This is a genomic window from Buchnera aphidicola (Mollitrichosiphum nigrofasciatum) (assembly GCF_039388045.1).
GTDB lineage: Bacteria > Pseudomonadota > Gammaproteobacteria > Enterobacterales > Enterobacteriaceae > Buchnera_K > Buchnera_K aphidicola_B.
Genome location: NZ_CP135015.1, coordinates 101,683 through 127,302, shown reverse-complemented (window position 1 = coordinate 127,302; position 25,620 = coordinate 101,683). Strand labels below are relative to the sequence as shown.

The 25,620-nt window shown below is 23.0% G+C and carries 23 protein-coding genes; 4 read left to right on the top strand and 19 right to left on the bottom strand.

Annotated elements, in window-relative coordinates; all coding sequences use genetic code 11:
• Positions 1-14: 14 nt before the first annotated feature.
• The 5 genes from pta to prfA all read right to left on the bottom strand — a co-directional run bounded on the left by pta (position 15) and on the right by prfA (position 4,576).
• Positions 15-1,037 (bottom strand): phosphate acetyltransferase, encoded by a 1,023-nt coding sequence (gene pta / locus RJT30_RS00605; RefSeq protein ID WP_343190416.1) that lies wholly within the window; start codon positions 1,035-1,037, stop codon positions 15-17.
• Between the two features lie 335 nt (positions 1,038-1,372).
• Positions 1,373-2,593, bottom strand: a complete 1,221-nt coding sequence (locus RJT30_RS00600; protein ID WP_343190415.1) for an acetate/propionate family kinase — start codon at positions 2,591-2,593, stop codon at positions 1,373-1,375.
• A 73-nt stretch (positions 2,594-2,666) separates the two neighbouring features.
• Positions 2,667-3,173: a HemK/PrmC family methyltransferase gene (locus tag RJT30_RS00595; protein ID WP_343190486.1), complete on the bottom strand. Its 507-nt coding sequence runs from the start codon at positions 3,171-3,173 to the stop codon at positions 2,667-2,669.
• Between the two features lie 14 nt (positions 3,174-3,187).
• On the bottom strand, positions 3,188-3,496 hold the full coding sequence (locus RJT30_RS00590) for a hypothetical protein (RefSeq protein WP_343190414.1): 309 nt from the start codon (positions 3,494-3,496) through the stop codon (positions 3,188-3,190).
• 3 nt (positions 3,497-3,499) lie between these two features.
• Entirely contained in the window at positions 3,500-4,576 is a 1,077-nt protein-coding gene (gene prfA / locus RJT30_RS00585; protein ID WP_343190413.1) for a peptide chain release factor 1, read from the bottom strand.
• Positions 4,577-4,795: 219 nt separating this feature from the next.
• Between prfA and RJT30_RS00580 the strand changes: the two genes are divergently transcribed.
• On the top strand, positions 4,796-5,743 hold the full coding sequence (locus RJT30_RS00580) for a ribose-phosphate pyrophosphokinase (protein WP_343190412.1): 948 nt from the start codon (positions 4,796-4,798) through the stop codon (positions 5,741-5,743).
• Positions 5,744-6,282: 539 nt separating this feature from the next.
• On the opposite strand, the gene RJT30_RS00575 is transcribed toward RJT30_RS00580, so the two are convergent.
• From RJT30_RS00575 to ndhC, 13 genes are all read right to left on the bottom strand, one after another.
• Positions 6,283-7,746, bottom strand: coding sequence for an NADH-quinone oxidoreductase subunit N (locus tag RJT30_RS00575; protein WP_343190411.1), 1,464 nt, complete (start codon positions 7,744-7,746; stop codon positions 6,283-6,285).
• 9 nt (positions 7,747-7,755) lie between these two features.
• Entirely contained in the window at positions 7,756-9,273 is a 1,518-nt protein-coding gene (locus RJT30_RS00570; RefSeq protein ID WP_343190410.1) for a complex I subunit 4 family protein, read from the bottom strand.
• Positions 9,274-9,361: 88 nt separating this feature from the next.
• The gene (locus tag RJT30_RS00565; protein WP_343190409.1) at positions 9,362-11,197 is read right to left on the bottom strand and encodes an NADH-quinone oxidoreductase subunit L; all 1,836 of its coding nucleotides are present in this window, start codon (positions 11,195-11,197) and stop codon (positions 9,362-9,364) included.
• Positions 11,194-11,496 (bottom strand): NADH-quinone oxidoreductase subunit NuoK, encoded by a 303-nt coding sequence (gene nuoK / locus RJT30_RS00560; protein WP_343190408.1) that lies wholly within the window; start codon positions 11,494-11,496, stop codon positions 11,194-11,196. Before nuoK ends, RJT30_RS00565 begins: the two co-directional genes overlap by 4 nt.
• A gap of 45 nt (positions 11,497-11,541) precedes the next feature.
• Positions 11,542-12,036 carry an NADH-quinone oxidoreductase subunit J family protein gene (locus tag RJT30_RS00555; protein WP_343190407.1) on the bottom strand — a complete coding sequence of 165 codons (495 nt, stop codon included), beginning with the start codon at positions 12,034-12,036 and terminating at the stop codon, positions 11,542-11,544.
• Between the two features lie 8 nt (positions 12,037-12,044).
• Positions 12,045-12,593 (bottom strand): NADH-quinone oxidoreductase subunit NuoI, encoded by a 549-nt coding sequence (gene nuoI / locus RJT30_RS00550; protein ID WP_343190406.1) that lies wholly within the window; start codon positions 12,591-12,593, stop codon positions 12,045-12,047.
• 7 nt (positions 12,594-12,600) lie between these two features.
• The gene (nuoH, locus tag RJT30_RS00545) at positions 12,601-13,584 is read right to left on the bottom strand and encodes an NADH-quinone oxidoreductase subunit NuoH (protein WP_343190405.1); all 984 of its coding nucleotides are present in this window, start codon (positions 13,582-13,584) and stop codon (positions 12,601-12,603) included.
• Positions 13,581-16,313, bottom strand: coding sequence for an NADH-quinone oxidoreductase subunit NuoG (gene nuoG, locus RJT30_RS00540; protein WP_343190404.1), 2,733 nt, complete (start codon positions 16,311-16,313; stop codon positions 13,581-13,583). The genes nuoH and nuoG overlap by 4 nt, the downstream gene beginning before the upstream one ends.
• Before the next feature lie 141 nt (positions 16,314-16,454).
• On the bottom strand, positions 16,455-17,741 hold the full coding sequence (gene nuoF / locus RJT30_RS00535) for an NADH-quinone oxidoreductase subunit NuoF (protein WP_343190403.1): 1,287 nt from the start codon (positions 17,739-17,741) through the stop codon (positions 16,455-16,457).
• Positions 17,722-18,249 (bottom strand): NADH-quinone oxidoreductase subunit NuoE, encoded by a 528-nt coding sequence (nuoE, locus tag RJT30_RS00530; protein WP_428994213.1) that lies wholly within the window; start codon positions 18,247-18,249, stop codon positions 17,722-17,724. The genes nuoF and nuoE overlap by 20 nt, the downstream gene beginning before the upstream one ends.
• Positions 18,250-18,252: 3 nt before the next feature.
• Complete coding sequence (nuoC, locus tag RJT30_RS00525; protein ID WP_343190484.1) at positions 18,253-20,043, bottom strand: NADH-quinone oxidoreductase subunit C/D; 1,791 nt, start codon at positions 20,041-20,043, stop codon at positions 18,253-18,255.
• Between the two features lie 59 nt (positions 20,044-20,102).
• Positions 20,103-20,753, bottom strand: a complete 651-nt coding sequence (locus tag RJT30_RS00520) for an NADH-quinone oxidoreductase subunit B (protein WP_343190402.1) — start codon at positions 20,751-20,753, stop codon at positions 20,103-20,105.
• Positions 20,754-20,793: 40 nt separating this feature from the next.
• On the bottom strand, positions 20,794-21,171 hold the full coding sequence (ndhC, locus tag RJT30_RS00515; protein ID WP_343190401.1) for an NADH-quinone oxidoreductase subunit A: 378 nt from the start codon (positions 21,169-21,171) through the stop codon (positions 20,794-20,796).
• A 246-nt stretch (positions 21,172-21,417) separates the two neighbouring features.
• Here ndhC and dnaK point away from each other — a divergent pair, with 246 nt between their 5' ends.
• Both dnaK and dnaJ read left to right on the top strand, forming a co-directional pair.
• Positions 21,418-23,343 carry a molecular chaperone DnaK gene (gene dnaK / locus RJT30_RS00510; RefSeq protein WP_343190400.1) on the top strand — a complete coding sequence of 642 codons (1,926 nt, stop codon included), beginning with the start codon at positions 21,418-21,420 and terminating at the stop codon, positions 23,341-23,343.
• Positions 23,344-23,420: 77 nt separating this feature from the next.
• Positions 23,421-24,572, top strand: coding sequence for a molecular chaperone DnaJ (gene dnaJ / locus RJT30_RS00505; RefSeq protein ID WP_343190399.1), 1,152 nt, complete (start codon positions 23,421-23,423; stop codon positions 24,570-24,572).
• A gap of 58 nt (positions 24,573-24,630) precedes the next feature.
• On the opposite strand, the gene rpsT is transcribed toward dnaJ, so the two are convergent.
• Entirely contained in the window at positions 24,631-24,897 is a 267-nt protein-coding gene (gene rpsT / locus RJT30_RS00500; RefSeq protein WP_343190398.1) for a 30S ribosomal protein S20, read from the bottom strand.
• Positions 24,898-25,198: 301 nt separating this feature from the next.
• Between rpsT and RJT30_RS00495 the strand changes: the two genes are divergently transcribed.
• Complete coding sequence (locus RJT30_RS00495; RefSeq protein ID WP_343190397.1) at positions 25,199-25,618, top strand: riboflavin kinase; 420 nt, start codon at positions 25,199-25,201, stop codon at positions 25,616-25,618.
• The last annotated feature ends 2 nt before the right edge of the window (positions 25,619-25,620 follow it).

Genomic DNA, 25,620 nt, shown 5'->3' with positions numbered 1-25,620 from the left:
TAAGATAATTAAAATTAATTTATTTTTTTTTTACACTGTATGGAAGTTATTGCAATAGTATATACAATATCTTCCACTAAAGCCCCTCGTGAAAGATCATTTACTGGTTTTTTAATTCCCTGTAAGATAGGTCCAAATGCATATATAGAATTATATTTCGCTGCGCTACACTGAACTGCTTTATAAGTAATATTTCCAGAATTTAAATCAGGAAATATTATAATTGTTGCTTGACCTTTTATTATAGAAAATGGAGATTTTAATTTACAAATACTTGGAATAACTGCAGCATCATATTGCAATGGACCTTCAATAATTAAATTTGGATATTTTTTTTTAACAATTTTAACAGCTATTCTGACTTTATCAATTGTTTTACCAGTAGAGGAATTACCTGTAGCATATGACACCATAGCGATTTTTGGATTTATTCCTAATAATTTTGCTGTTATAGCAGATTGCACGGAAATATCAGCTAATTGTTTAGCATTAGGATTTCTATTAATAGCACAATCAGCATAAACTAATACTTTTTCATCTAATAACATAAAAAAAACAGAAGAAATTAAACTAAATTTATTATCTTTTCCTATTAATTGAAATACTGGACGTAAAGTTTCAGCAGTAGTATGAATGGATCCAGACACAATTCCATCTACATCATTATTATATAACATAAGAGCAGGTAAAACCATATATTGTCGAATATCTTGATAAACATAACATTTATTCATATCATTATACAAACGTAATTGTATTAGTTTATATATGTATTTTCTAAAAATACATTTTGAATTAATAATTATAATATCTTTATGTAAAAAAATATTATTTTTTTGAACAATTTTATAAATTTTCTTTTTATTTCCTAATAAAATACACTGTGCTAAATTTAATTTTTGACATTTAGAAGCAGCTTTAATTACTCTAATTGAATAACCTTCAGGTAATAAAATTTTATTATAATTACTTTTAGATAATTTATATATATTTGTAATAAAATCTTTTGGTTTTAAAAAAACAGATTTATTTGACATATTTCCATACCATATATGAATTAAAATAATATAATTAACATGTTTAAAAAAAATATAATAAAAACTTTTTATATCAAAAATTAAATTAATGATAACATATTATTAAATATTGATAAATAAAATAACTAAATTTTTTAAAATATTATAAAATTTTATATCTTTTAAAATTTCTATAAAAATTTATAATAATATTATAATTTTAAAAAAATTTATAATTAAAAGTTGCATTTAAATTATACAAATACTAATGTGTAATTATAAAAATTTTTTAAAAATATATATTTAAATATTTTAAAAAAATTATAAAATAAACAAAAAAGTAAAAAAATAAAAAATCACATAACATTAATTTTGTATTTATTAATTAAATATAAAACTTCTTCAGCAATTATATATTCTTCATTAGAAGGTATAATTAAAATATTGATACTATTTTTAGTATTTATGAAAATATTTTTATTAACAACAGAATTGTTTTTACTTTTATCTATATAAAAACCTAAAATCGATAATTTAGAAATAATTATTTTTCGAACCAAAGGAACATTTTCACCTATTCCACCAGTAAAAATTAAAGCATGAATTTTTTTTTCATTTAATACAAAATATGCTCCAATATATTTTATTATTCTTGCACAAAACATATCAATAGACAACTTAACAAACTTATTTGTATAATATTTTTTTTTTAAATAATGAAAGTTTTGCGAAATACCATTTATACCTAATAAACCAGAATTTTTTGTTAAAATTGACTCAATACTTTCGATACTCATTTTTAATTTTTTATACATATAAAATACAATTGAAGGATCAATATCGCCACTTCTAGTACCCATAATTAAACCTTCTAATGGAGTCAAACCCATGGAAGTATCAAGACATTTACCATGTTTAACAATAGAAATGGATGATCCATTTCCTAAATGACAAATAATAACATTTAGTTTATTTAAAGGAATATTTAATATTTTAGATACTGTTCTTACTGAATATAAACAACTAATACCATGCGCTCCATATTTTCTTATACTATATTTCTTATAATAAAAGTAAGGAATACCATATAAATAAAATTTTTTTGGAATAGTTTGATGAAAAGCAGTGTCAAAAACAGCAACATTATTTTTTTTAAATAAATTCATTTTATTAAGAATAATTTTAATACATAATAAATTTATTGGATTATGTAATGGTGAAAAAATACAAGCTTTTTTAATATAATTTAAAACTTTTTTATTAATAATAACAGATTTATTAACATATTGCGCACCATGTACAACTCTATGGCCAATACCTATTAATTTAGATAATAAATATCTTTCTTTAAATATAATTTCTTCCAAAATAAAATTTATAACAATTTTATATGAACCATTAAAATTTAATAAAGATTTAAATTGTAAATCACCTATAGTCCATACAACAGAAATAAATTCTTTTCTAATAAAATCTACAACACCATATAAAAATTTTTTCTTACTATAAACATTTAATATAGAAAATTTCAAACTAGAACTACCACAATTAAATACTAAAATCAAAGTATTTTTCATTAAATCCTCTAAAATATATTTATGAAATATTAAAATATATATTATAAATATTTTTATATAGTACAAAATAAATCTATTTTATTTGACCTATTGTAATACGATATATACCATAAATATCTTTATAAGAAATTATATTACTATATTTATGTATTTTAAAATATTTTAAAATAATTTTTCTTTGCATAAAACCATGTTCAATCATTAACCAACCGTTTGAATTTAAGTATTTTTTTGATTCTTGAATAATATACTTTATATCTCTTAACCCCTTTTTTTCTGAAAATAAAGCATTTAAAGGTTCAAAAAAAATATTTTTCTTTAATAAAAAATTCTCTTCATAACTAATATATGGAGGATTACTAACAATAATATCAAAATGCATATTTTTAATAGAATTAAACCAATCACTTAATATAAAATAAACATTGCTAAGATCATGTATAATAGCATTTTTTTTAGCTATCATAATAGATTTAAAATTTTTATCTAAACCTAATATTTTATTATTTTTGTAAAATTTAGCAATACTTAAGGCAATTAAACCAGAACCAGTACCTAAATCTAATATTGAACTATTAATATTTTTAACTTTATTTAAACAACTTCAATTAAAATTTTAGTTGAAATTCTAGGAATTAAAGTATCTTTGGAAATTACAAAATTCAAAAAAAAAATATTATTTTTTTTAAATAAATAGTCTAAAGGTTCGAAATTAAGACATCGCGATAATAAATAATTTAGTTTATTTAATATTTTAAAACATAATAAAAATTCAATATTTAAAAAAATCCAATTTTTTTTTTTATTTAATATAAAACAAATTATTTCTTCAGCATAATATTTTGATAAGGAATATTTTTCGAGTTTTATAAAAGAAAATACTAACCATTTATTAATAGTCATATATTATTTAGAAATATTTAATAAAATATCAGCGTGATATTCTTGTATAATAGGTTGAATCAACAAATCCATATTACCAGCTAAAATATCATTTAAACAATATAAATTTAAATTAATTCTATGATCCGTAACTCTATTCTGAGGGAAATTATATGTTCTATTACGATCTGAACGTTCACCAGTTCCTAATAAATTTTTACGTAAAAAAGCTTTTTTTTTATTTTTTTTTAAAATTTTTGCATTATAAACACGAGCAGATAAAATAGACAAAGCTTTTGCTTTATTTTTATGTTGCGATCTTTCGTCTTGGCATTCTGCTACTATACCAGTTGGAATATGTGTAATTCTTATTGCAGAATCAGTAGTATTTACATGTTGTCCTCCAGCACCTGAGGCACGAAAAGTATCAATTTTTAAATCATTAGGTAAAATATTTAATAATTTTGATTGTTTAACTATTGGCATAACCGCCACAGTACAAGTAGAGGTATGCAATCGACCTTGTGATTCTGTTTTTGGTATACGTTGTACTCTATGCCCACCTGATTCAAATTTTAATTTTCCACAAGCTCCATAACCAATGATTTTAAAAATAATTTCTTTAAAACCACCTTTAACACTATGTTGTACATGCATAATATTAATATTCCAAGAATTTAACTCAGCATATCGACTATACATACGAAATAAATCACCTGCAAAAATTGAAGCTTCGTCACCTCCTGTAGCTGCATGAATTTCAATTATACAACCATTTTTATCATTAGGATCAATAGGTATTAATAAAAACTTTATTTTTTTTTCTATTTTTTTTTTTTTAATATAACTATTTTTTAAATCATTATATGCTAACTCGTACATCTCAGAATCATGTAATAACTCTTTAAGAGAAATAATATCCTTTTTAATTAATTTCCAATTAATAAAATACTTACATATACGAGATAATTTTAAAAATTCACGAGATAAAGCACTGAATTTTTTATTATTAATAATAACATCTTTTTTAGTTAATAATACTTGAATTTCAATATAACGCTTATATAAAGATTGTAATTTTAAAACCATTATTTTTTTCATATAATTATAATTCCTTAATTAATACAATATAAAATTATTAATATATTTCAACATTCAGTAGATATTCAAATATTTTATTTTCAAAATGTATATAAAATTGTATTTTAAAAATATATTATTAAAATTAATATTTAATATATATAAATATTATTTTAATATATTTATATATGAGAATTATTTATAATATTATATCCAATATTTAATATATAAGGAACTAAAATGTCGGATATAAAATTATTTTCTGGAAATGCTACACCAAATTTAGCACAATCTATTGCAAAAAGTTTATATCATAAACTAAGTAATGCAATAATAGGTAGATTTAGCGATGGAGAAATTAGCGTACAAATTAATGAAAATGTTAGAGGATCAGATGTTTTTGTAATTCAATCAACTTGCTACCCAACTAACGATAACATAATGGAATTAATAGTTATGATTGATGCAATTAGAAGAGCATCTGCAGGAAGAATTACTGCTGTAATTCCATATTTTGGTTACGCCCGACAAGATCGAAGAGTAAGATCTGCAAGAGTACCGATAACCGCCAAAGTTATAGCAGATTTTTTATCAAATGTAGGGGTAGATAGAATTTTAACAGTAGATTTACATGCAGAACAAATTCAAGGTTTTTTTGATATACCTGTGGATAATGTTTTTGGTAGTGTAGTATTATTAGAAGATATGTTAAAAATACATCTAATAAACCCAGTTGTAGTTTCACCAGATATAGGAGGGGTTGTTAGAACTAGAGCAATAGCAAAGTTATTAAACGATACAGATATGGCAATAATAGACAAAAGAAGACCATATGCTAATTATTCACAAGTAATGCATATAATAGGAGATATTGAAAACAAAGATTGTATTTTAATAGATGATATTATTGATACTGGAGGGACATTATGTAGTGCAGCTAAAGCACTAAAAAAAAATGGCGCAAGACGTGTTTTTGCATATGCAACACATCCAATATTTTCTGGACCTGCATTAGAAAACATTAAAAATTCTAGTATAAATGAAATAGTGGTATGTGACACAATCCCATTGACTAAAAAAATAAAATCTTTACCTAATGTACGTACATTAACTCTAAGTTACATGTTAGCTGAAGCTATACGTAGAATAAATAATGAAGAATCAATATCTGCTATGTTTGAACATTAGAAATAATAAATAAATTTAACAGGAATAATAATTTCACAAATTATTTAAAAATGATCATGAACTTATCTTACAAACGTAAATTACTTTTAAAATATTACATTATTTTAATAATATAAAATAATTTTATAATCATTTATTTAAAAAATTTTATATACTAACATAATATCAATACTAATAAAAATAAAGAGAATATATTTAATATTATCTAAATAATATTAAAAATTTATACATTTATGTTCAACATATAGTGAATGTAAAACTTGATATTGGTAATATTACCAATATCAATAAAAAATTTAAAATATAAATAACGACAGCACAATCCTGTTAAGATCTAAAATAATATTTATTAATTAAAATTATTAAATTATTAAATTATTAAATTATTTAAATATTTATATATAAAAATATGTATTATATTTAAAAATAATCCTTTTAAATTTTAAAAAAATTTAAATTAATTACATATGAATATATTATTCAATAAAAGAAATAAATTTAAAAAATAAATATTTATTATTTAAATATATAAAATATAATTAATGTAAATTAAATAAAATTAATAAGAATTTAGGATAACAACCATAAAATATAATTAAAAAAATAATTAAAAAAAGTGCAAAATAATTTATAATAAGATTACAAATAGAATAGTTTTCACGAAATAACAAATTTGCAGGATAGCAAAATAAAGGAAAAATTATTTTAAAATAACAATATATACCTAAAACACTACTTATCGTCATTAATATAACTAAAATAAAATATTTTTGATTAAACAAAAAAAACATAAGATAAAACTTACTAATGAAACCAATAGTAAATGGTATTCCAGAAGCTGATAATAAATTAATTGTCAATGATAAAGCTAAAAATGGACTTTTCCAAAATAAACCCTTATACATTGATATAGTATTACAATTATTATTTATATAAAAAATATTTGATATTGTGCTTAAAGTTCCAAAAATTCCGATATTAATTAAAAAATAATTTAAAAAATAAAGATAATTAGTGCTAAAAATTAAAGATTTATTATAAAAAGCAACTAAAGTAATTAATATATAACCGAAATGTGATATAGAAGTGTAGCTTAATAAGCTTTTTATATTATTTTGCATTAAGGCTATTAAATTTCCTAAAAATACAGAAAAACAAGCTAAAATATATATAAGATAATATATATTTTGAATATAATTTATAGGAATATTTTTAAAAAAGTTCATTAAAAAACTAAAAACTGCAATTTTAGCTACAATAGAAAAATATATTAATACAGGAAAAGTAATTCCTTGATATACATCAGATATCCAAAAATAAAAAGGAAAAATAGACAGTTTACATAATAAAGAAATCAATATTATTAAACATCCCAAAATTAATAAACAATTATCTTTCAAAGAAAGTAAATCAAAAAAATATATAAAATGATCAATATTAAAACTACCCAAAATTAAATATATAAAAGAAACACCTAATAATAAAAAAATCGAAGTAATGCTAGACCAAATAATATATTTTAAAACAGATTCTAAAGAATTTTTATAATTTATAAAATATCCTATTAACCCAAATAAAGGGAAAAAGAGTAATTCTATAGAAATATATAATAACATCATATTATTAGTACTAATTAAAATTATAGCGCCTAAAGTAGATAGTAATAATAACAAATATAACTCTTCTTTATTAATAGACACAAATTTGAATCGTAAATAAAAAAACAAACATGTAAATAAACTAGTCAATAATATTATTACTTCATTAAAAAAAGAATAATAATCTATAGTAATATACTGTATAAAATAAAACGGTAAAACATACAATTTATTATATATAAATATAGAAAATAAAGATAAAAAAAAACAAATAATAGAAACACTAAAAACAAATAAATGATTTCTATAAATAGAAATACTAAAAACTATTAATAATATAGAAAAAAAAATAATTATTATAGGAAATAAAGCAATTATTTGTTGCAATAAATTAATTTTACTCATGATAACCTTCTAATTTTCTGTCAAATAATTAAAGTTTTTATAAATATTCATAATAGAATAATATAAAATATCTAAAATTTTTTGAGGATACAATCCAATAATAATTACTAAAATAAACAAAAAAAACAGAACAAATTTTTCCAAACATCCTATTTGAATAATAAATTTATTTTCATTTTTATAAATACCAAAAATAAAACTTTGCAAAATTTTTAATGAATATATCATAGTAAAAATTAAACAAATAGAAACCAGAATTGTAATATTAGGAACATAAAAATAACTACCTAAAAGCATTAAAAATTCACCAGTGAAATTTCCAGTACCAGGAATTCCTAAATTCGCCATACAAAAAAATAAAAGAAAAGCAGGAATATAATTTAAAATTATCCATATACCAGAAAGTTTTGTTATTTTTCGCGTCCCAAGAATAAAATAAATATCACCTAATAATATAAACAAAGCAGCTGTAGTAAACGCATGAGAAATTACTTGTATAATTAACCCTTCTAAAGATAATAAATTCATGCTATATAAAGAAATTAATATATATCCCATATGCGCAATAGAACTATAAGCAATTAAACGTTTTGCATCTTTTTGACTATATGCAAGAAAAGAACAATAAAATATATTTATTAAACCCAATAAAATAAAAAAATAAGAAAAATATAAAGAAGAAATAGGAAAATAACAAATATTAAAACGTAATAAACCATAAATAGAAGTCTTTAATAATATACCAGAAATATCTAAAGCTCCCGAAATAGGTGCATAAGTATGAAAATTCACCATCCAATTATGAAAAGGTACAATAGGAATTTTAATAGAAAAAGATATAAAAAATAAAAACATTAATAAACATTCTAAATTCCAAGAAATAGGTGTATTTAAAATTAAATTATAATCAAATGACCAATGATTAGTCAAAGCATGATAATTAAATACTAAACCTAAAACACCTAATAATAAAAAAAAACTAGAAATTTTTGAATAAATAAAAAAATTATTAATAGAATATTTAAAAAAATATTTTTTTTTATTCTTAAAACCCCATATTAATATTAAAAAATACATAGGAATAGAAACTAATTCCCAAAAACAAAAAAAAACAAACAAATCTAAAGATAAAAACACACCTATAATTGAACCAATTAACCACATAAGACAAAAATAAAAAAAACCCTGATTTTTAAATTTCACGTTCCAAGAACATAAAACAGAAATGAAACCTAATAAACTAGTTAAAATAAGCATTACATAAGATAATCCATCTAAACCCAGATGAAAATTAATACCTAAATTAGTAAGTAAATTATAATTAAATTCTATATCCCAATAATCTTTTATATGAATTTTTAAAAAATTATTATAATATTGTTCAAACCAAATTTTAATTAGCACAATAAATGTGCTAAAAATTGTCAATAATGCTACAAAACGCGGAAATTTTAAGTCAATATATTGAGATTGAAGACATAAAATTCCACCAATAAAAGGAAGAATAACTAACAAAAAAAGTAACATTTAAAAATTCCTATAAATATTCAAAAAACATACATTATTTTAAATTCAAAAATAAAACAAAACTTTTAATAAATTTTTAAATAAATATTTATAAATTTTCCATAATAGACAATATAATTAAAAAACTAAATATAGTTAACGTTATATACCAACGTAAGTAACTATTAATACATAAAATAATTTTTTGACCTATAAAATTTAAAAAATAAACATTTAAACTATTAATTTTATTTACAGGATCGTGGTATAAAATTTTAGAAATTTTGTTATAAAAAGAAACAAAAAAATATTTATATAATAAATCAAAATAAAAAGATTTATAAAACATTTTATAAAAATAACAAATATATTTATATTTAAACAATTCCCTTAATAAAGTTTTATTTAATATCCATAAATAATAAGCACAAAAAATACCTAATATAGATAATAAACCAGAACAACAACCTAAAATTAATTTATAATCATGTGAAAAAATTTTATAAGAAAATACATTAAATACATTAGGTAAAAATAAAAATCCAATATAAGTGGAACATATAACTAAAATAACCATAGGGAAGATTTGCATTAAGCTACTAATAGGAATAGAATAACCATCATGATCATAATTAAAGATAAGAAAAAACATTTTAAATGTGTATATCGATGTTAAAAAAGTACATAACAAACTAATACTAAAAAAAAATAAATTTCCATTTTGTAAAATGTTAAATAAAATATTTTCTTTACTATAAAAACCAGATGTTATAATTGGAAAAGATATTAAAGATAAACATCCAAAAATAAAAGAAATATATAAAAAAAATACATTTTTTTTACAAATCAACATTTTAAAAATATTTTGATTATTACAATATATTATTAAACTTGCTGCAGTAAGAAACAATAAAGCCTTAAACATTCCATGAATAACTAAATGAATCATCGCAGCATCCCAAGCTTTTACACCCAGAGATAAAAACATATATCCAATTTGACTTATAGTAGAATATGCTAATATTTTTTTTAAATCTTTTGCTGCTAAAGCGCATATACATCCAATAATTATAGTTAATAGACCACTAATTCGTAATATTAATAAAATAAAAGGATTTAAAATAAATAAATAATGCATACGAGTAATTAAATAAACCCCAGCTGTAATCATAGTTGCAGAATGTATTAAAGCTGATACTGGAGTAGGTCCAACCATAGCATCAGATAACCATATGTGTAAAGGAAATTGTGCAGATTTACCTATAGCTCCAAAAAATAAAAATAAAGTAATTAAAAACAGATGATTTGTATGAATTAAAGTGATATTATTAATTATCATATTAATATCATTGAAATTACAAGTATTGAATTTAAAATTTAACATTAAAATTGCAATAAATAAAAAAACATCTCCTATTCTAGTTATCAAGAAAGCTTTACTAGCATAAAATCCATTATTTTTATTAACATTATAAAATCCAATTAACAAATAAGAACATAAACCAACAATTTCCCAACCAAAATACATTAAAATAATGTTATCAGATAAAACTAATAAAACCATACTTGCAATAAACAAATTTAAATACGCAAAAAATCTAGAATAATCAAATATACTTACAGATTTCATATATGAAACAGAAAACAAATAAATTAAAAAACTGATAAAAATTAACAAACTTAGCATTATAAAAGATAATTGATCTAACAATAAAGAAAAAACAATATTAAATCTATTTATAGATATCCAAGTGAATAAATGCTCATAAAATACATTACCTGATCTAAAAAATTTAAAACAAATACATAAAAAAACAAACAACTCTAAAAATATAAAAAAAACACCAAAAAATTTAGATTTTTTTTTTGCAAATAAAGTCCCAAAAAAAATAAAAAAAATAAAACTTAAAAATGGTATTAAAATTAATAAATAAATACATTTCATAAATGCATCTCACTTAAAAAATCAATATTTAAAGTTTTATATTTTTTATATAAATGCATTAAAACAACTAATCCTACACCAATTTCTGCAGCAGCTATAGTTATAATGATAATATACATTAATTGTCCATCAGTTTGCCCCCAATAATTACCTATAATTACAAATGCTAAAGCAATAGCATTCACCATAATTTCTAAACTAATTAATATATATAATAAATTACCTCTAATAAGCAATGAAAAAACACCTAATGCCAACAACATAAAAACCAATATTAAACCATGATATAAGGAAATCATTACAATACCCAAACATTAAAATAATAATTTTAGAATTATAAAATATTATTCAGCATTTTTACCTATATGAAATATAATAATTAATGCAGTTAATAATATCATTGAAATAGATTCAACTATAATAGAATGATGACTAAATAAATCAAAACCAATATCTTTAAAATCAATAATTAAATTTAAAATAACATTTTTATTTTTAGTACTCGCAACACTTATGCTCATAATAATAAAAAATACAAAAGATAAAAAAAAAGTTTTAACATAAGATAAAAAATAAAACCATTTACGTTCAGAAATAATAGTTAAATTTCCTAAATTTAAAATCATTACAACAAAAACAAACAAAACCATGATAGCACCAGTGTATAAAATAATCTGTAATGTTGCTGCAAAAAAAGCACCTAAAATAAAAAAAATACCCGATATAGATATAAATGAAATAATTAAATATAATAATGTGTATATTGGATTACTATGTAAAATAGCAATTAAAGTCGAAAAAACCGAAAAAAAAGACAACAAATAAAACATGAACTCCATATTTTTCCTTACAATAATAAATCTGTAACATTAATAGGTTTTACTTTATTTTTTTTAAAATCATTATTAGTATCTTTGTAAATTATTTTTGCACCAGAAATTTTATAAAAATTATAATCGGGATACTTACCAACTCCAGAAATTAATAAATCATATTTTTCATATATTAAATCTTTTCTAGAATATTCAGATAATTCAACATCTTGTATTAATTGTATAGCTAAAGTAGGACAGGCTTCTTCACACAAACCACAAAAAATACAACGTGAAAAATTTATCCTAAAAAATATTGGATACCAACGTTTGTTCTTTTTTTCTCCTTTTTGTAAAGAAATACAACTTACTGGACAAACTACAGAACACAAATTACAAGCTACACATCGTTCTTCACCATTTGGATCACGAGTTAAAATAATTCTTCCTCGATAACGCGGAGCCAGTGACAAAGGCTTTTCTGGGTACATCCGTGTTTCACTTTTAGAAAAAAGTTTTAAAAAAATCATCCAAATGCTTCTTAATTGTGTAAAAAAATTTAAAAAGAAATTTTTAAAATTCATAAATTCATTACTTATAAGATAAATTTAATAAAAATAAAGCGGTTATTAAAATATTTAACAATGATAAAGGTAAACAAATTTTCCAACCAAATAATAACATTTGATCGTACCTTGGCCTAGGTAAAGCAGCACGTATTAATATAATTAAACACAAAATAAAAAAAGTTTTTATAAAAAACCAAAAAAAATGTAAAAAATATGGACCATTCCAACCACCAAGAAATAAAATTACTGTTAACATAGAAATGATAATTATCGAAACATATTCCCCAATAAAAAATAAACCAAATTTAATACCAGAATATTCAATATGATAACCATCAGCTAATTCTTGTTCAGATTCTGGTTGATCAAATGGATGCCTGTGACAAACTGCTAAACTAGCAATAAAAAAATTTAAAAAACCAAAAAATTGAGGAATAATATTCCAAATAGTATTTTGACTACATACTATATCTATTAAATTAAAAGATCCTGATCTAGCTACAACCCCTGCAATGGATAATCCTAAAAAAACCTCATAACTTAAAATTTGCGCACAAGATCTTACAGCACCTAATAAAGCATACTTATTATTACTTGACCATCCTGCAAATAATATTGAATAAACTGAAATCCCTGCCATCATTAAAAAAAATAAAACACCTATTTTAAAATTTATAATATAAAAATAAGGTGATATTGGAATTGAGCAAATAACTAATGGTAAAGCAACAAAAGCAATAATTGGAGCTATATTAAAAAAAAACTTATTAGAAAATTTTGGATTCCAATCTTCTTTAAAAAATATTTTAATCATATCAGCAAATAATTGCAAAGAACCATACCAACCAACACGATTTGGACCGTGTCTATTTTGAAAAAAACCTAATAATTTTCTTTCAAAAATTGTCATAAACGCACCAGAAAAAACTAATAATAAAATTATAAAAACAGATTTTAAAAAAAAATGCAAGAAACTAATATTCATTACATTATCATAAAATTTCATAAATTTTTTCCTCTCCTCACATTCGTTACTTCTTTTCCTAACAAAGAATGAGGTAAGCCAAACATACCTAAAGGTAATCCAATGCTACCTCTAGACAAATTTCTTGATATAAAAACCTTTAAACAATATTCCATATTTAAACATGTAAAATATAAAAAATCATGATTTTTTATATTAATATCTAATGCATCTAAAAAATTAATTTTAACAAACACAGTTTTTAATTTTTGTTTAATAAAATGCGATTTTTGACTCATTTCTTCACTACCAAATAATCTATAATATGAAACTACACGCCACTTAAATTTTTTAAATAAATTTTTATAAACATATGTCAAATTATTATAATTATTTTTTTTTTCTTTAAATAATAATAATCCAGAATTTTGATAAATTTTATCATAATTAATATATTTATTAAATTTATTCCAAGATTGAGCAGAATTCCATCCAGGAAACCAATAAAATGGTATATATGAAGAATACTTCCAAGAATGTTGTATTCCTTCCATTGAAAAAGAAAAAATAGTATCTTTATCTTGTGGTTGATGAATTTCATGTTCATTAATATGTGCTCTCATCACTGTTCTTCCGCTATAACGATTCGGAGAACGTGCTATTTTTTGACCAATAAAACGAACATCAGCATTAGGGGAAATATTTTTTAAATCCCTAAATAACGGAAAAAATAGAAAAAATGTTTTAAGTAAATCATCTAAAGATTCCCATTTTAAAAAATTAGGATATAATTTTTTGTGTATATAATACAACCAGCGCCAACTCTCTAATATACCTACATCTTTATTATAATAAGAAGGATCATACACTTGAAAAAATCTTTGAGCCCTTCCTTCATAATTTATTATGGTTCCTGAACTTTCAAAAAAACTAGCTGAAGGGAAAATCAAAGTTCCTTTTTTTACTGTATGAGTATTTTGATGATCTAAAACTATAACATTACGTATTTTATTAAAAACATTATCTAATTTTAATTTTTCAACTAAATAATATAAATCATTTTCTAAAATTATTAAAGAATCAACATTTTTATACTTTATATTATAAAAAACTTCTTCTAAAGATATACCTTGCATTAAAGAAACACCAATTCCATTAGCAAAAGAAGGTAATAATATTAATCCAACATCTTTATTTTTTTTTTTTAATATATTAGCTACATTAACTGCTAATTGCAGAAAAATAATTTCATCATTCTTCATGCCTGATATAATTAATGGTTTTTTAGATCTTAATAATGCTTTAACAATAAAATTAATTTTATGTATGATATGGGAATTGAAATTGTTAATTTTATATTTTTTATTACTAATAATATTTATTATTGATTGTATAAATAAAATTTGATTTGAAAAATTATCAAAATAAGTAATTTCTGCAATATCATCTAAACGAGTTACATCATTAGAAGTTAAAAACAAAAAATTACGCGCATTATTTCTAAAATTATTTATACCATAATTATTCCAAATATGAATATTATTAGCAACCGCCTGATTTATTTTTTTTTTTTTAACCGCTTGTCTTACTGCTAACGCTAATCTTGCAGCAGTTTGTGTTATATCTTCTCCTATAATTAAAATACAATCATAATCTTCTACTTCCGTAATAGTAGGCACATATAATCCACTGTTTTGTAATACATCGATAATAAAATTTATAGAATCGTTTTTAATTTTCGACATACCTGTCGAAAAATTCTTTTTTCCAACTAAATTATATAAAGCAAAATTATTTTCTATACTTGAACGCGCCGAACCAATGCCAATAAATTTAGAAGATTTTTTTAATAAATTGACAGCTAATTGAATTCCATCATTAAAATTTAAAATACGCATATCAATTTTATTAATTTTAGTTATATATTTTGGACGATCTAAAATATTATTGTAATCATAACCAAATCTTCCTAAATCACACAAAAAAAATTTATTAATACTTTCATGGTATCTATTTTCAATACGACGTAACTCACCATACCTTTCAGCTGCGCTAATATTACACCCAATACTACAAAAATGACATACACTAGGAGCATATTGCATATCCCATTTTCTATTAAAATTATGTAAATGTGTTTTATCACTAAAAACCCCAGTAGGACAGACTTCAACTAAATTACCGGAATATTCACTTTCTAAATCACCAGATTTTAATTTTCCAAAATATAATTTATTATTCGCACCATACACTCCAAAATCATCTCCATCCGCATAATCATTATAAAAACGTACACAACGATAACAACTAATACAACGATTCATTTCATGAGTTAAAAAAGGCCCTAAATATTGATTTTTATAAATTTTTTTTGAAAATTTATACCTTCTATTATTATGCCCAGTCATAACTGTCATATCTTGCAAATGACAATTTCCACCTTCTGCACATATTGGACAATCATGAGGATGATTTAACATTAACAATTCTATAATATTTTTCCTAAATTGTATTACTTCAGGATTATTAGTTGAAATAATCATTCGATCAGTAATCTGCGTCATGCAAGACATCACAATACTACTACTTTTTATATTTTTATCGACCATTGTATATTGCTTCACTGCACATTGTCTACAAGAGCCAACACTACCTAAAACAGGATGCCAACAAAAAAAAGGGACATCTAACCCTTTAGATAAACATACTTGTAATAAATTTTCCTTACGTGACACATTATATGATTTTTTATCTATATAAATTACAACCATAATAATAATTTTCCAAAACCATAATTTTAGTTAATAATTTTTATAATATTTTAAAAATTTAATGTTATGTAAATTTTATATAATATTTAATAAAAATTAAACTTAATAAAAAATTAAAAAAATTTAAAATAAATTATATATTTAAAATTTAATACCACATTCAAATTCAGAACGAAAAAATTTAATAGCACTTTGTAAAGGCTCAATCGCTCCAGGAGCTAAAGCACAAAAAGTTTTTCCAGGTCCTAAACTAACACATAATTCTTCTAAAATTTCAATATCACCTACACAACCTTTATTGTCTTTTAAAGAACGCAATATATGTACAATCCAAGGTAATCCTTCTCTACAAGGAGTACACCAACCACAAGACTCTCTAGAAAAAAATTTTTCTATATTATACACTAAAGATACTATATTTATTGTATTATCAACCACCATAGATATAGCTGTTCCTAAACGACTACCTATAGATCTAATACTATTAAAATCCATTGGTGTGTCAAGATGTTTTTCAAGCAAAAAATCTGTACCTGCTCCACCTGGTTGCCACGCTTTTAATTTCAAACCATCACGCATACCACCAGCATAAAACTCTAACAACTCTCTTGCAGTAATACCAAAAGGAACTTCCCATAAACCAGGTTTTTTCACACAACCAGAAAAACCCATTATTTTTGTACCTGAATCTAAACTATTAGATAAATTCTTGTACCAAGAAACACCATTTAATACTATAGCAGGTATATTAGATAAAGTTTCTACATTATTAACACAAGTAGGCTTTCCCCACAATCCCACCATTCCAGGAAACGGTGGTTTAGATCTAGGATTTGCTCTTTTACCTTCTAAAGAATTAATTAAAGCAGTTTCTTCCCCACAAATATAGCGACCTGCACCAGTATGTATAAAAATATTAAAACTAAAATCACTACCTAAAATATTTTTTCCTAAATATCCAGCATTAATTATTTCTTTAATTGATTTGTTTAAAATTTTTTCTGCTGTATGATATTCTCCACGTAAAAATATATAACCACAAGTAGCTTGTAAAGCCAATCCAGATAATAAAATACCTTCAAGTAATTGATGAGGAATTTTTTCCATTAAAAAACGATCTTTATAAGTACCAGGCTCCATTTCATCAGCATTACAAATGATATATCTATTTTTAATATTTAAATCATTAGAAATTAAATTCCATTTTAAACCAGTTAAAAAACCCGCCCCACCTCTACCTTTTAAACCAGAATTAAGAACTAATTGTTTAATATCTTGCGAAGACATAAAACGTAAAGCTTTTTTAAAAGCTAAATACCCATTTTTTTTACTATATTCTTTAAAATAAACAGTATAATCTTGATCTAATTTATCACCCAACCACCAAGTTAAGGGATGTGTTTCTGCATTAATTTTTCTTGATATCATTATACGACTCTATTATTAAAGGAATAATTGAATAATTTAATTTTTTATAAATTTTTTTATTAATTGAAATAACCGGTCCTTGATCACAATAACCTAAACAACATGTAGATAATAAAGTAAACTTTTTGTCTACAGTTGTCTGACCAGGTTTTATATTTAATTTTTTTTCTAAAGATTTTTTTACATTCTTATAACCTGTTGTAAAACATACAACACTATTGCAATATTGAATAATATATCGACCAACAGGTTGTCTAAAAATACCACTATAAAATGTAGCCACTCCTTCTAAATCTGTTGATGAAATATCTAAGAATTTTGCTATAGCAATTATAGCATTTTGAGAAATCCAATTTCTTTTTTTTTGAACAATTTTTAATGCTTCAATTGAAGCAGCTCTTGGATTTTTATAAAATTCTTTTACTTTATTGATATTCATCTGTTCTAATTTAGTTAATTTAAAATTAATAAATATTAAATTATCAAAACTTCTTAAATTTGTATTCATATTTTACCTATCGACATCTGACATAACAAAATCAATACTACCTAAATAGACAATTAAATCAGAAATTAAACCCCCACGAATTACCGAAGGAATTTGTTGCAAATGCGCAAAACTAGGAGTTCTTATACGTGTACGATAACTTGACGTGTTTCCATCACTAATTAAATAATAACTATTCGCACCTTTAGTGCCTTCTATCATTTGTAAACTTTCGTTAGCTGGTATTACGGTACCCCAAGAAACATTAAGAAAATGATTAATCATAGTTTCTATATCATTTAATGTTTTTTTTTTTTTCGGTGGTGTTGTTAATATATGATCTGATTTATATGGTCCTTCAGGCATATTATGTAAACACTGTTTTAAAATAGATAAACTTTGCCATATTTCTTCTAATTTTAACAAAACCCTAGAATAAGAATCACTAATTCCATTTCCAATAGGAATTTCAAAATCAAAGTTTTCATATCCAGAATAAGGTCTATTTTTTCGAACATCAAAATTAACACCAGCAGCCCTTAAACCAGATCCTGTTATACCCCAACGCAATGCTTCAATTTTACTATATGCTGCTACACCTTTAGAACGAGCAATTAAAATACTATTTTCTAAAGCTAATTTAATATAAAATTTTAATCTTTTAGGCATCCATACAAGAAATTTTTTCAAAAGTTTTTGCCAGCCAATAGGTAAATCATTCGCTAAACCACCAATTCTAAACCATGCTGGATGCATTCTCGCACCTGTTATAAATTCAATTATATCATATATCTTTTGTCTGTCAGTAAAAGCGTAAAAAACAGAAGACATAGAACCAACATCTTGTATAAAAGTAGAAATATATAACAAATGACTATTAATCCTAAATAATTCAGATAACATAATACGAATAAAATTCACTCTATCAGAAACAATTATACCTGCTAAATTTTCTACAGCTAAAATATAAGGCATCTCATTTACACAACCACCTAAATATTCTACACGATCAGTATATGGAATATAACTATGCCAAGACTGTCTTTCAGCCATTTTTTCAGCACCTCGATGGTGATAACCTATATCTGGAACGCAATCAAAAATTTTTTCACCATCTAATTGTAAAACAATGCGAAAAACTCCATGTGCAGAAGGATGATTAGGACCTAAATTTAAAAACATAAAATCAGAATTATTTGAATTTTTCTTCATACCCCATACTTTAGGTCTAAATTTTAAACTTTCCATCTCTAATTCTTGTTTTTGTTGTGTTAAAAAAAAATTTGTAAATTCTGTTGCACGAGCTGGATAATCTTTTCTTAAAGGATGTCCTATCCAATTTCTAGGCATTAAAATACGCTGCAAATGAGGATGATTAATAAATTTTATCCCAAACATATCCCACACTTCACGCTCATACCAATTTGCATTAGCATAAATTGAAACAATACTAGGTACGCATAACTCATCCTGTGATAACATTACTTTAAACATTATATCATTATTACTTTTTAAAGAAATAAAATGATAAAATACTGAAAAATCACCTTTAGGTATTAAATCACGATTTATTCTTGACCGTTCATCAACACCATGTAAATCAAATAAAATATAAAACAATTCAGTTAAACTAAAAATATATTTTACTAATTTTAAAATAATTTTTCTTTTAATCCAAATAACAGGACAATTAATTTTAGTATTTTGAATAAATAAATCTTTTTTTGAAAATTTTTTAAAAATTTTTTTAACTACTGGATGCTGCAAATGATTAATATGTACGTGTGTATTTATTTTTTTTTTCCTTAAAATGATTAAATTATAAGATAAATAAATTACAAAATTATCATAAAAAATTTAAAAATTGCATGATTTTAATTCATTGGTAAAGAAGTAGTAGAAATTCTTTTTTTTCTTTTTTTATATTTTTGTGAATAGATTTTACTTTTATTTATTTTATTTTTTCCCATATACCAAGATAAAGTTCTTCTCTCTTTTTGAATACTTTTTTGTAATAACATTAAACCTTCTATATAAGCTTCAGGTCTTGGAGGGCATCCGGGAATATAAACATCTACAGGAATAATTTTATCAACACCTTGCACAACAGAATAAATATCATACATACCACCTGAATTTGCACAAGAACCCATAGAAATAACCCATTTTGGTTCTAACATTTGATCATATAATTGCTTAATTATAGGAGCCATTTTAATAAATGGAGTTCCAGCTATAACCATTAAATCTGCTTGCCTAGGTGATGCCCTTAAAACTTCCGATCCAAATCTAGCTATATCATGAACAGAAGTAAATGCAGTAACCATTTCTACATAACAACAAGACAAACCAAAATTATAAGGCCAAATAGAATTTTTTCTACCCCAATTTACTAAATTATTTAGTATTTCACTTAATTTACCTAAAAAAATATTTTTATTTCTTTTTAAAAAATTAACACTAGTTGTGTATATATTTTCTTTATTTTTTTTAATTTTATCAACATATGTAAGTGAATAATTCATAATGAAATCTCTTTTATATATTAAAAATAATTGATTACTATTAAACACAAAATTTTAATATACCAACACGAATTAAATAAAACAAACTAATTAAAAGTGTAATAATAAAATTAAAAACAAAAAACATACCTAACCAACCATTTGAATTGATATTACAAATCCAAGAATATAAATAAGGAGTTTCAACATCAAATATAACAAAACATACAGCAATTAAATAAAAATTTATAGATAATCGTAAATTAGTATTACCAAAAGCTACAATTCCGGATTCGAAAGGTATGTGTTTGATACTCGACACACTACGATTTCCTAAAAAAAAACCTCCTATTAACATTATACAAACAATAAATAATAAACATATTAAACTACTTAAAAAACCAAAAAATTCTATTATCTCATTAAAATTTTTCAACATATATTTTAAAATATATTATATAATAAATTAATAAATAATTATATTATACTTTACATGTAATTTGAATAAAAAATATAAAATTAAATAAAAAAAAACAATAAAAAATGTTAAAATTTTACAATACAAAAAAAATAAAAAATATTTTACCTAAACCCTTGATGAATTATAAAACAACCCCATTTAATTTATATCTAAAAATAATTTTTTTATTTAGAAAATAAATAAAAATTTATAATGGAGTATAAAATGAGCAAAATTATTGGAATTGATTTGGGTACTACCAATTCATGTATTGCAATAATGGATGGAACTCAAGCAAGAGTGTTAGAAAATGCCGAAGGTGAAAGAACAACTCCATCTGTAATTGCATATACTGCAGAAGGCAGTATATTAGTTGGACAACCAGCTAAAAGACAAGCTATTACAAATCCTAAAAATACATTATTTGCAATTAAAAGATTAATTGGTCGAAAATTCACTGATCAAGAAGTGCAAAAAGATTTAAAAATAATGCCATATAAAATTACACCATCAAAAAATGGTGATGCGTGGTTACATGTACAAAAAAAAGACATAGCACCGCCACAAATCTCTGCAGAAGTACTAAAAAAAATGAAAAAAACAGCAGAAGATTTTTTGGGAGAAAAAATAACCCAAGCTGTTATAACAGTACCAGCATACTTTAATGACGCGCAAAGACAAGCAACCAAAGACGCAGGTACAATTGCTGGATTAGAAGTAAAACGTATCATTAACGAACCAACAGCCGCAGCTCTAGCATATGGTTTAGATAAAGGTAAAGGAAATAGAACTATAGCAGTATATGATTTAGGCGGTGGTACATTTGATATATCGATTATTGAAATAGATGAAGTAGATAAAGAAAAAACTTTTGAAGTATTATCAACAAACGGTGATACTCATTTAGGTGGTGAAGATTTTGATAGTAGGATTATTAATTATTTAGTAAACGAATTTAATAAAGAACAAGGTATAGATTTAAGAAAAGATGCTTTAGCAATGCAACGATTAAAAGAATCAGCAGAAAAAGCAAAAATAGAATTATCTTCAACAAAACAAACTGACATAAACTTACCATATATTACTGCAGATTCTACAGGTCCTAAACATTTTAATATAAAATTAACACGTACTAAATTAGAAACATTAGTAGAAGATTTAATTATACAATCTTTAAAACCATTAAAATTAGCTTTACAAGATGCAAAATTATCTGTAGAACAAATTCACGATGTTATACTAGTAGGTGGGCAAACTAGAATGCCCATGGTTCAAAAAAAAGTAGCTGAATTTTTCGGTAAAGAACCAAGAAAAGATGTTAATCCCGACGAAGCAGTAGCAGTAGGGGCAGCAGTGCAAGGTGGAGTATTATCTGGAACAGTAAAAGACGTATTACTATTAGATGTTACACCATTATCTTTAGGAATTGAAACTATGGGTGGTGTAATGACTTCATTAATTAATAAAAATACTACTATACCTACCAAACACAGCCAAGTGTTTTCAACTGCCGAAGATAATCAATCTGCAGTAACAATACATGTATTGCAAGGTGAAAGAAAGCAGGCATCTGCAAATAAATCACTTGGTCAATTCAACCTAGATGGAATACAACCAGCTCCCAGAGGTATGCCGCAAATTGAAGTTACTTTTGATATTGATGCAGATGGTATTTTACATGTTTCAGCAAAAGATAAAAATAGTGGAAAAGAACAAAAAATAACCATAAAATCTTCTTCAGGATTAAACGATGAAGAAATTAAAAAAATGGTTACTGACGCAGAAGAAAATGCTGAAGCAGATTTAAAATTTGAAGAATTAATAACAATACGTAACCAAGGTGATCAAATATCACATAATACTAAAAAACAACTTGTAGAATGTAAAGATAAAATAAATATAGAAGATGCAAATAAAATTCAAGAAGCAATAAATGAATTAGATCTAGCACTTAAAGGTGAAGATAAAAACACAATTGATCAAAAAATACAAAATCTTTTAAAAGTAGCATCAAAATTAACTGAATATCAAACTAATGAAAAATCAGTCGAACAAAATCAAAATAATGAAAATACAAATAATACAAATAAATCCAATGTAGTTGATGCAGAATTTGAAGAAGTAGATAAAAACGACAAAAATAAAAAATAAAAAACTAAAAAATTTAATAAATAATAACGGGTGTTGCAATTAAAAACACTCGTGTATAAAATTAAGGAAAATAATATATGGCAAAAAAAGATTATTACCAAATCTTAGGCCTAAAAAAAAATGCACAAGATCATGAGATTAAAAGGGCGTACAAAAGATTAGCAATAAAATTTCACCCTGACAGAAACCAAGGTAATAAAAATTCAGAAAATAAATTTAAAGAAATAAAAGAAGCTTACGAAATTTTATCAAATCATGATAAAAGAACTGCATACGACCAGTACGGACATGCAGCATTTGAACAAGGTTCAAATACAGGTAATCATGAATATGATTTTCATAGTAGTACATTTTCGAGTACAGCTGATTTTGGAGATATATTTGGAGATGTATTTGGTGATATATTCGGAAATAATAGAAACAATAAAAATACACGCGGATCAGATTTGTATTATAAAATGGAATTATCTTTAGAAGAAGCAGTAAAAGGAACAACTAAAAAAATAAATATTCCAAAATCACAACAATGCAATGTTTGTTATGGTAGTGGAAGAGATAAAGGAAGTAAAGCACAAATATGTTCTACTTGCAATGGTAAAGGGAAAATACACATAAGAAAAGGATTTTTTACTGTGCAACAATCTTGCGCTATTTGTAATGGTCAAGGTACTGTAATTCATAATCCTTGTTATACATGTAATGGATCTGGAAAAATAGAAAGAACAAAAACACTGTCAGTGAAAATACCAGCAGGTATTAATACTGGTGATAAAATAAGATTAAATCATGAAGGTGAAAAAAATATAAACAATGAATTACCAGGTGATTTATATGTTCAAATAAAAGTTAAAAAACATAATATTTTTAAAAGAAACGAAAATGATTTATATTGCAAAGTACCAATTAATTTTACAATGGCAGCTTTAGGCGGTAATATAGAAGTACCAACTTTAGAAGGATGTATAAAAATTAAAATACCTGCTGAAACACAATCTGGTAAATTATTTCGTATAAGAGGAAAAGGTGTTAAATCTATACAAAATAATCGAAAAGGTGATTTATTATGCAAAGTATTTGTAGAAACACCTGTAAATTTAAATAAAAAACAAAAAGATATATTATTAAAACTTGGAGATATATCTAATAAACATAAAATTTCAAATAACAACCCATTATCTAAAAGATTTTTTGATGGAGTTAAAAAATTTTTTGATGAATTGACTAAATAAATATTTAAAAAATGCTTCCTAAGGAAAATTAGGAAGCGATTTATAATATAATATAAATTTACGAAGCTAAATTAGAAATATGACGATATAAAATTGATTTATGTCTTGCTGCTTTATTTTTATGTATTAAACCCTTAGTTGCGTATCTATCTAAAATTTTTTGCATTTTTTTAAATTCATTCATGGCAATAATTTTATCACCTAAAATAATAGCTTGACGAACTTTTTTTATATATGTTTTTATGGTGGAAAGATTACTTGCATTACGTTTTTTACGTTTCATTGACTGTTTTGCATCTTTTATAGATGATTTAATATTTCCCACAATTTATTCCTTAAAAATATATTTAAAAAATATTTTTTATTTTTAAAAATATAATATCATACCAAGTATATAATACCAAAATTAAATAAATATCTTATATTTGTAAATCTTATAATAAATAATTATAATATATAATCCTTGTAATATATTTATTATATAAATATTAATTGTTTAAAAAAAATTAAACTATATAAGTATTTAATTTAAAATATATTAAATTTTAAAAAATAAATATTATTTAAAATATATATATTTTATTTAATTTAATTTTTTTAAACACTAAATTATATTAATATAAAATATGAAAAATAACAATTTCAATAAAAAAATTCTTTTAAATATCCAAGGAAAAATAATACACGGATGCAAAATAGGTACAAAAATAGGATTTCCAACTGCAAATATAAAAATATGTAAAAAAATACCAATATCTAATGGAGTATATATCGTCACTGTTAAAAAAATATTAAATAAAAAAAATTACGCAATAGCAAATATTGGTATAAAACCTACTTTTTTAAAAAAAAAAAAAATATTAGAATTACATATATTTAATATTAATTGCAATTTATACAATAAAAAAATAAAATTAATAATACATAAAAAAATAAGAAATGAAATAAAATTCTATTCAATATATGAATTAAAAAAACAAATTAACCAAGATATAATAAAAGTATCTAATTATTTTAACATTAAATATTTAAATAAAAAATTTTAAGA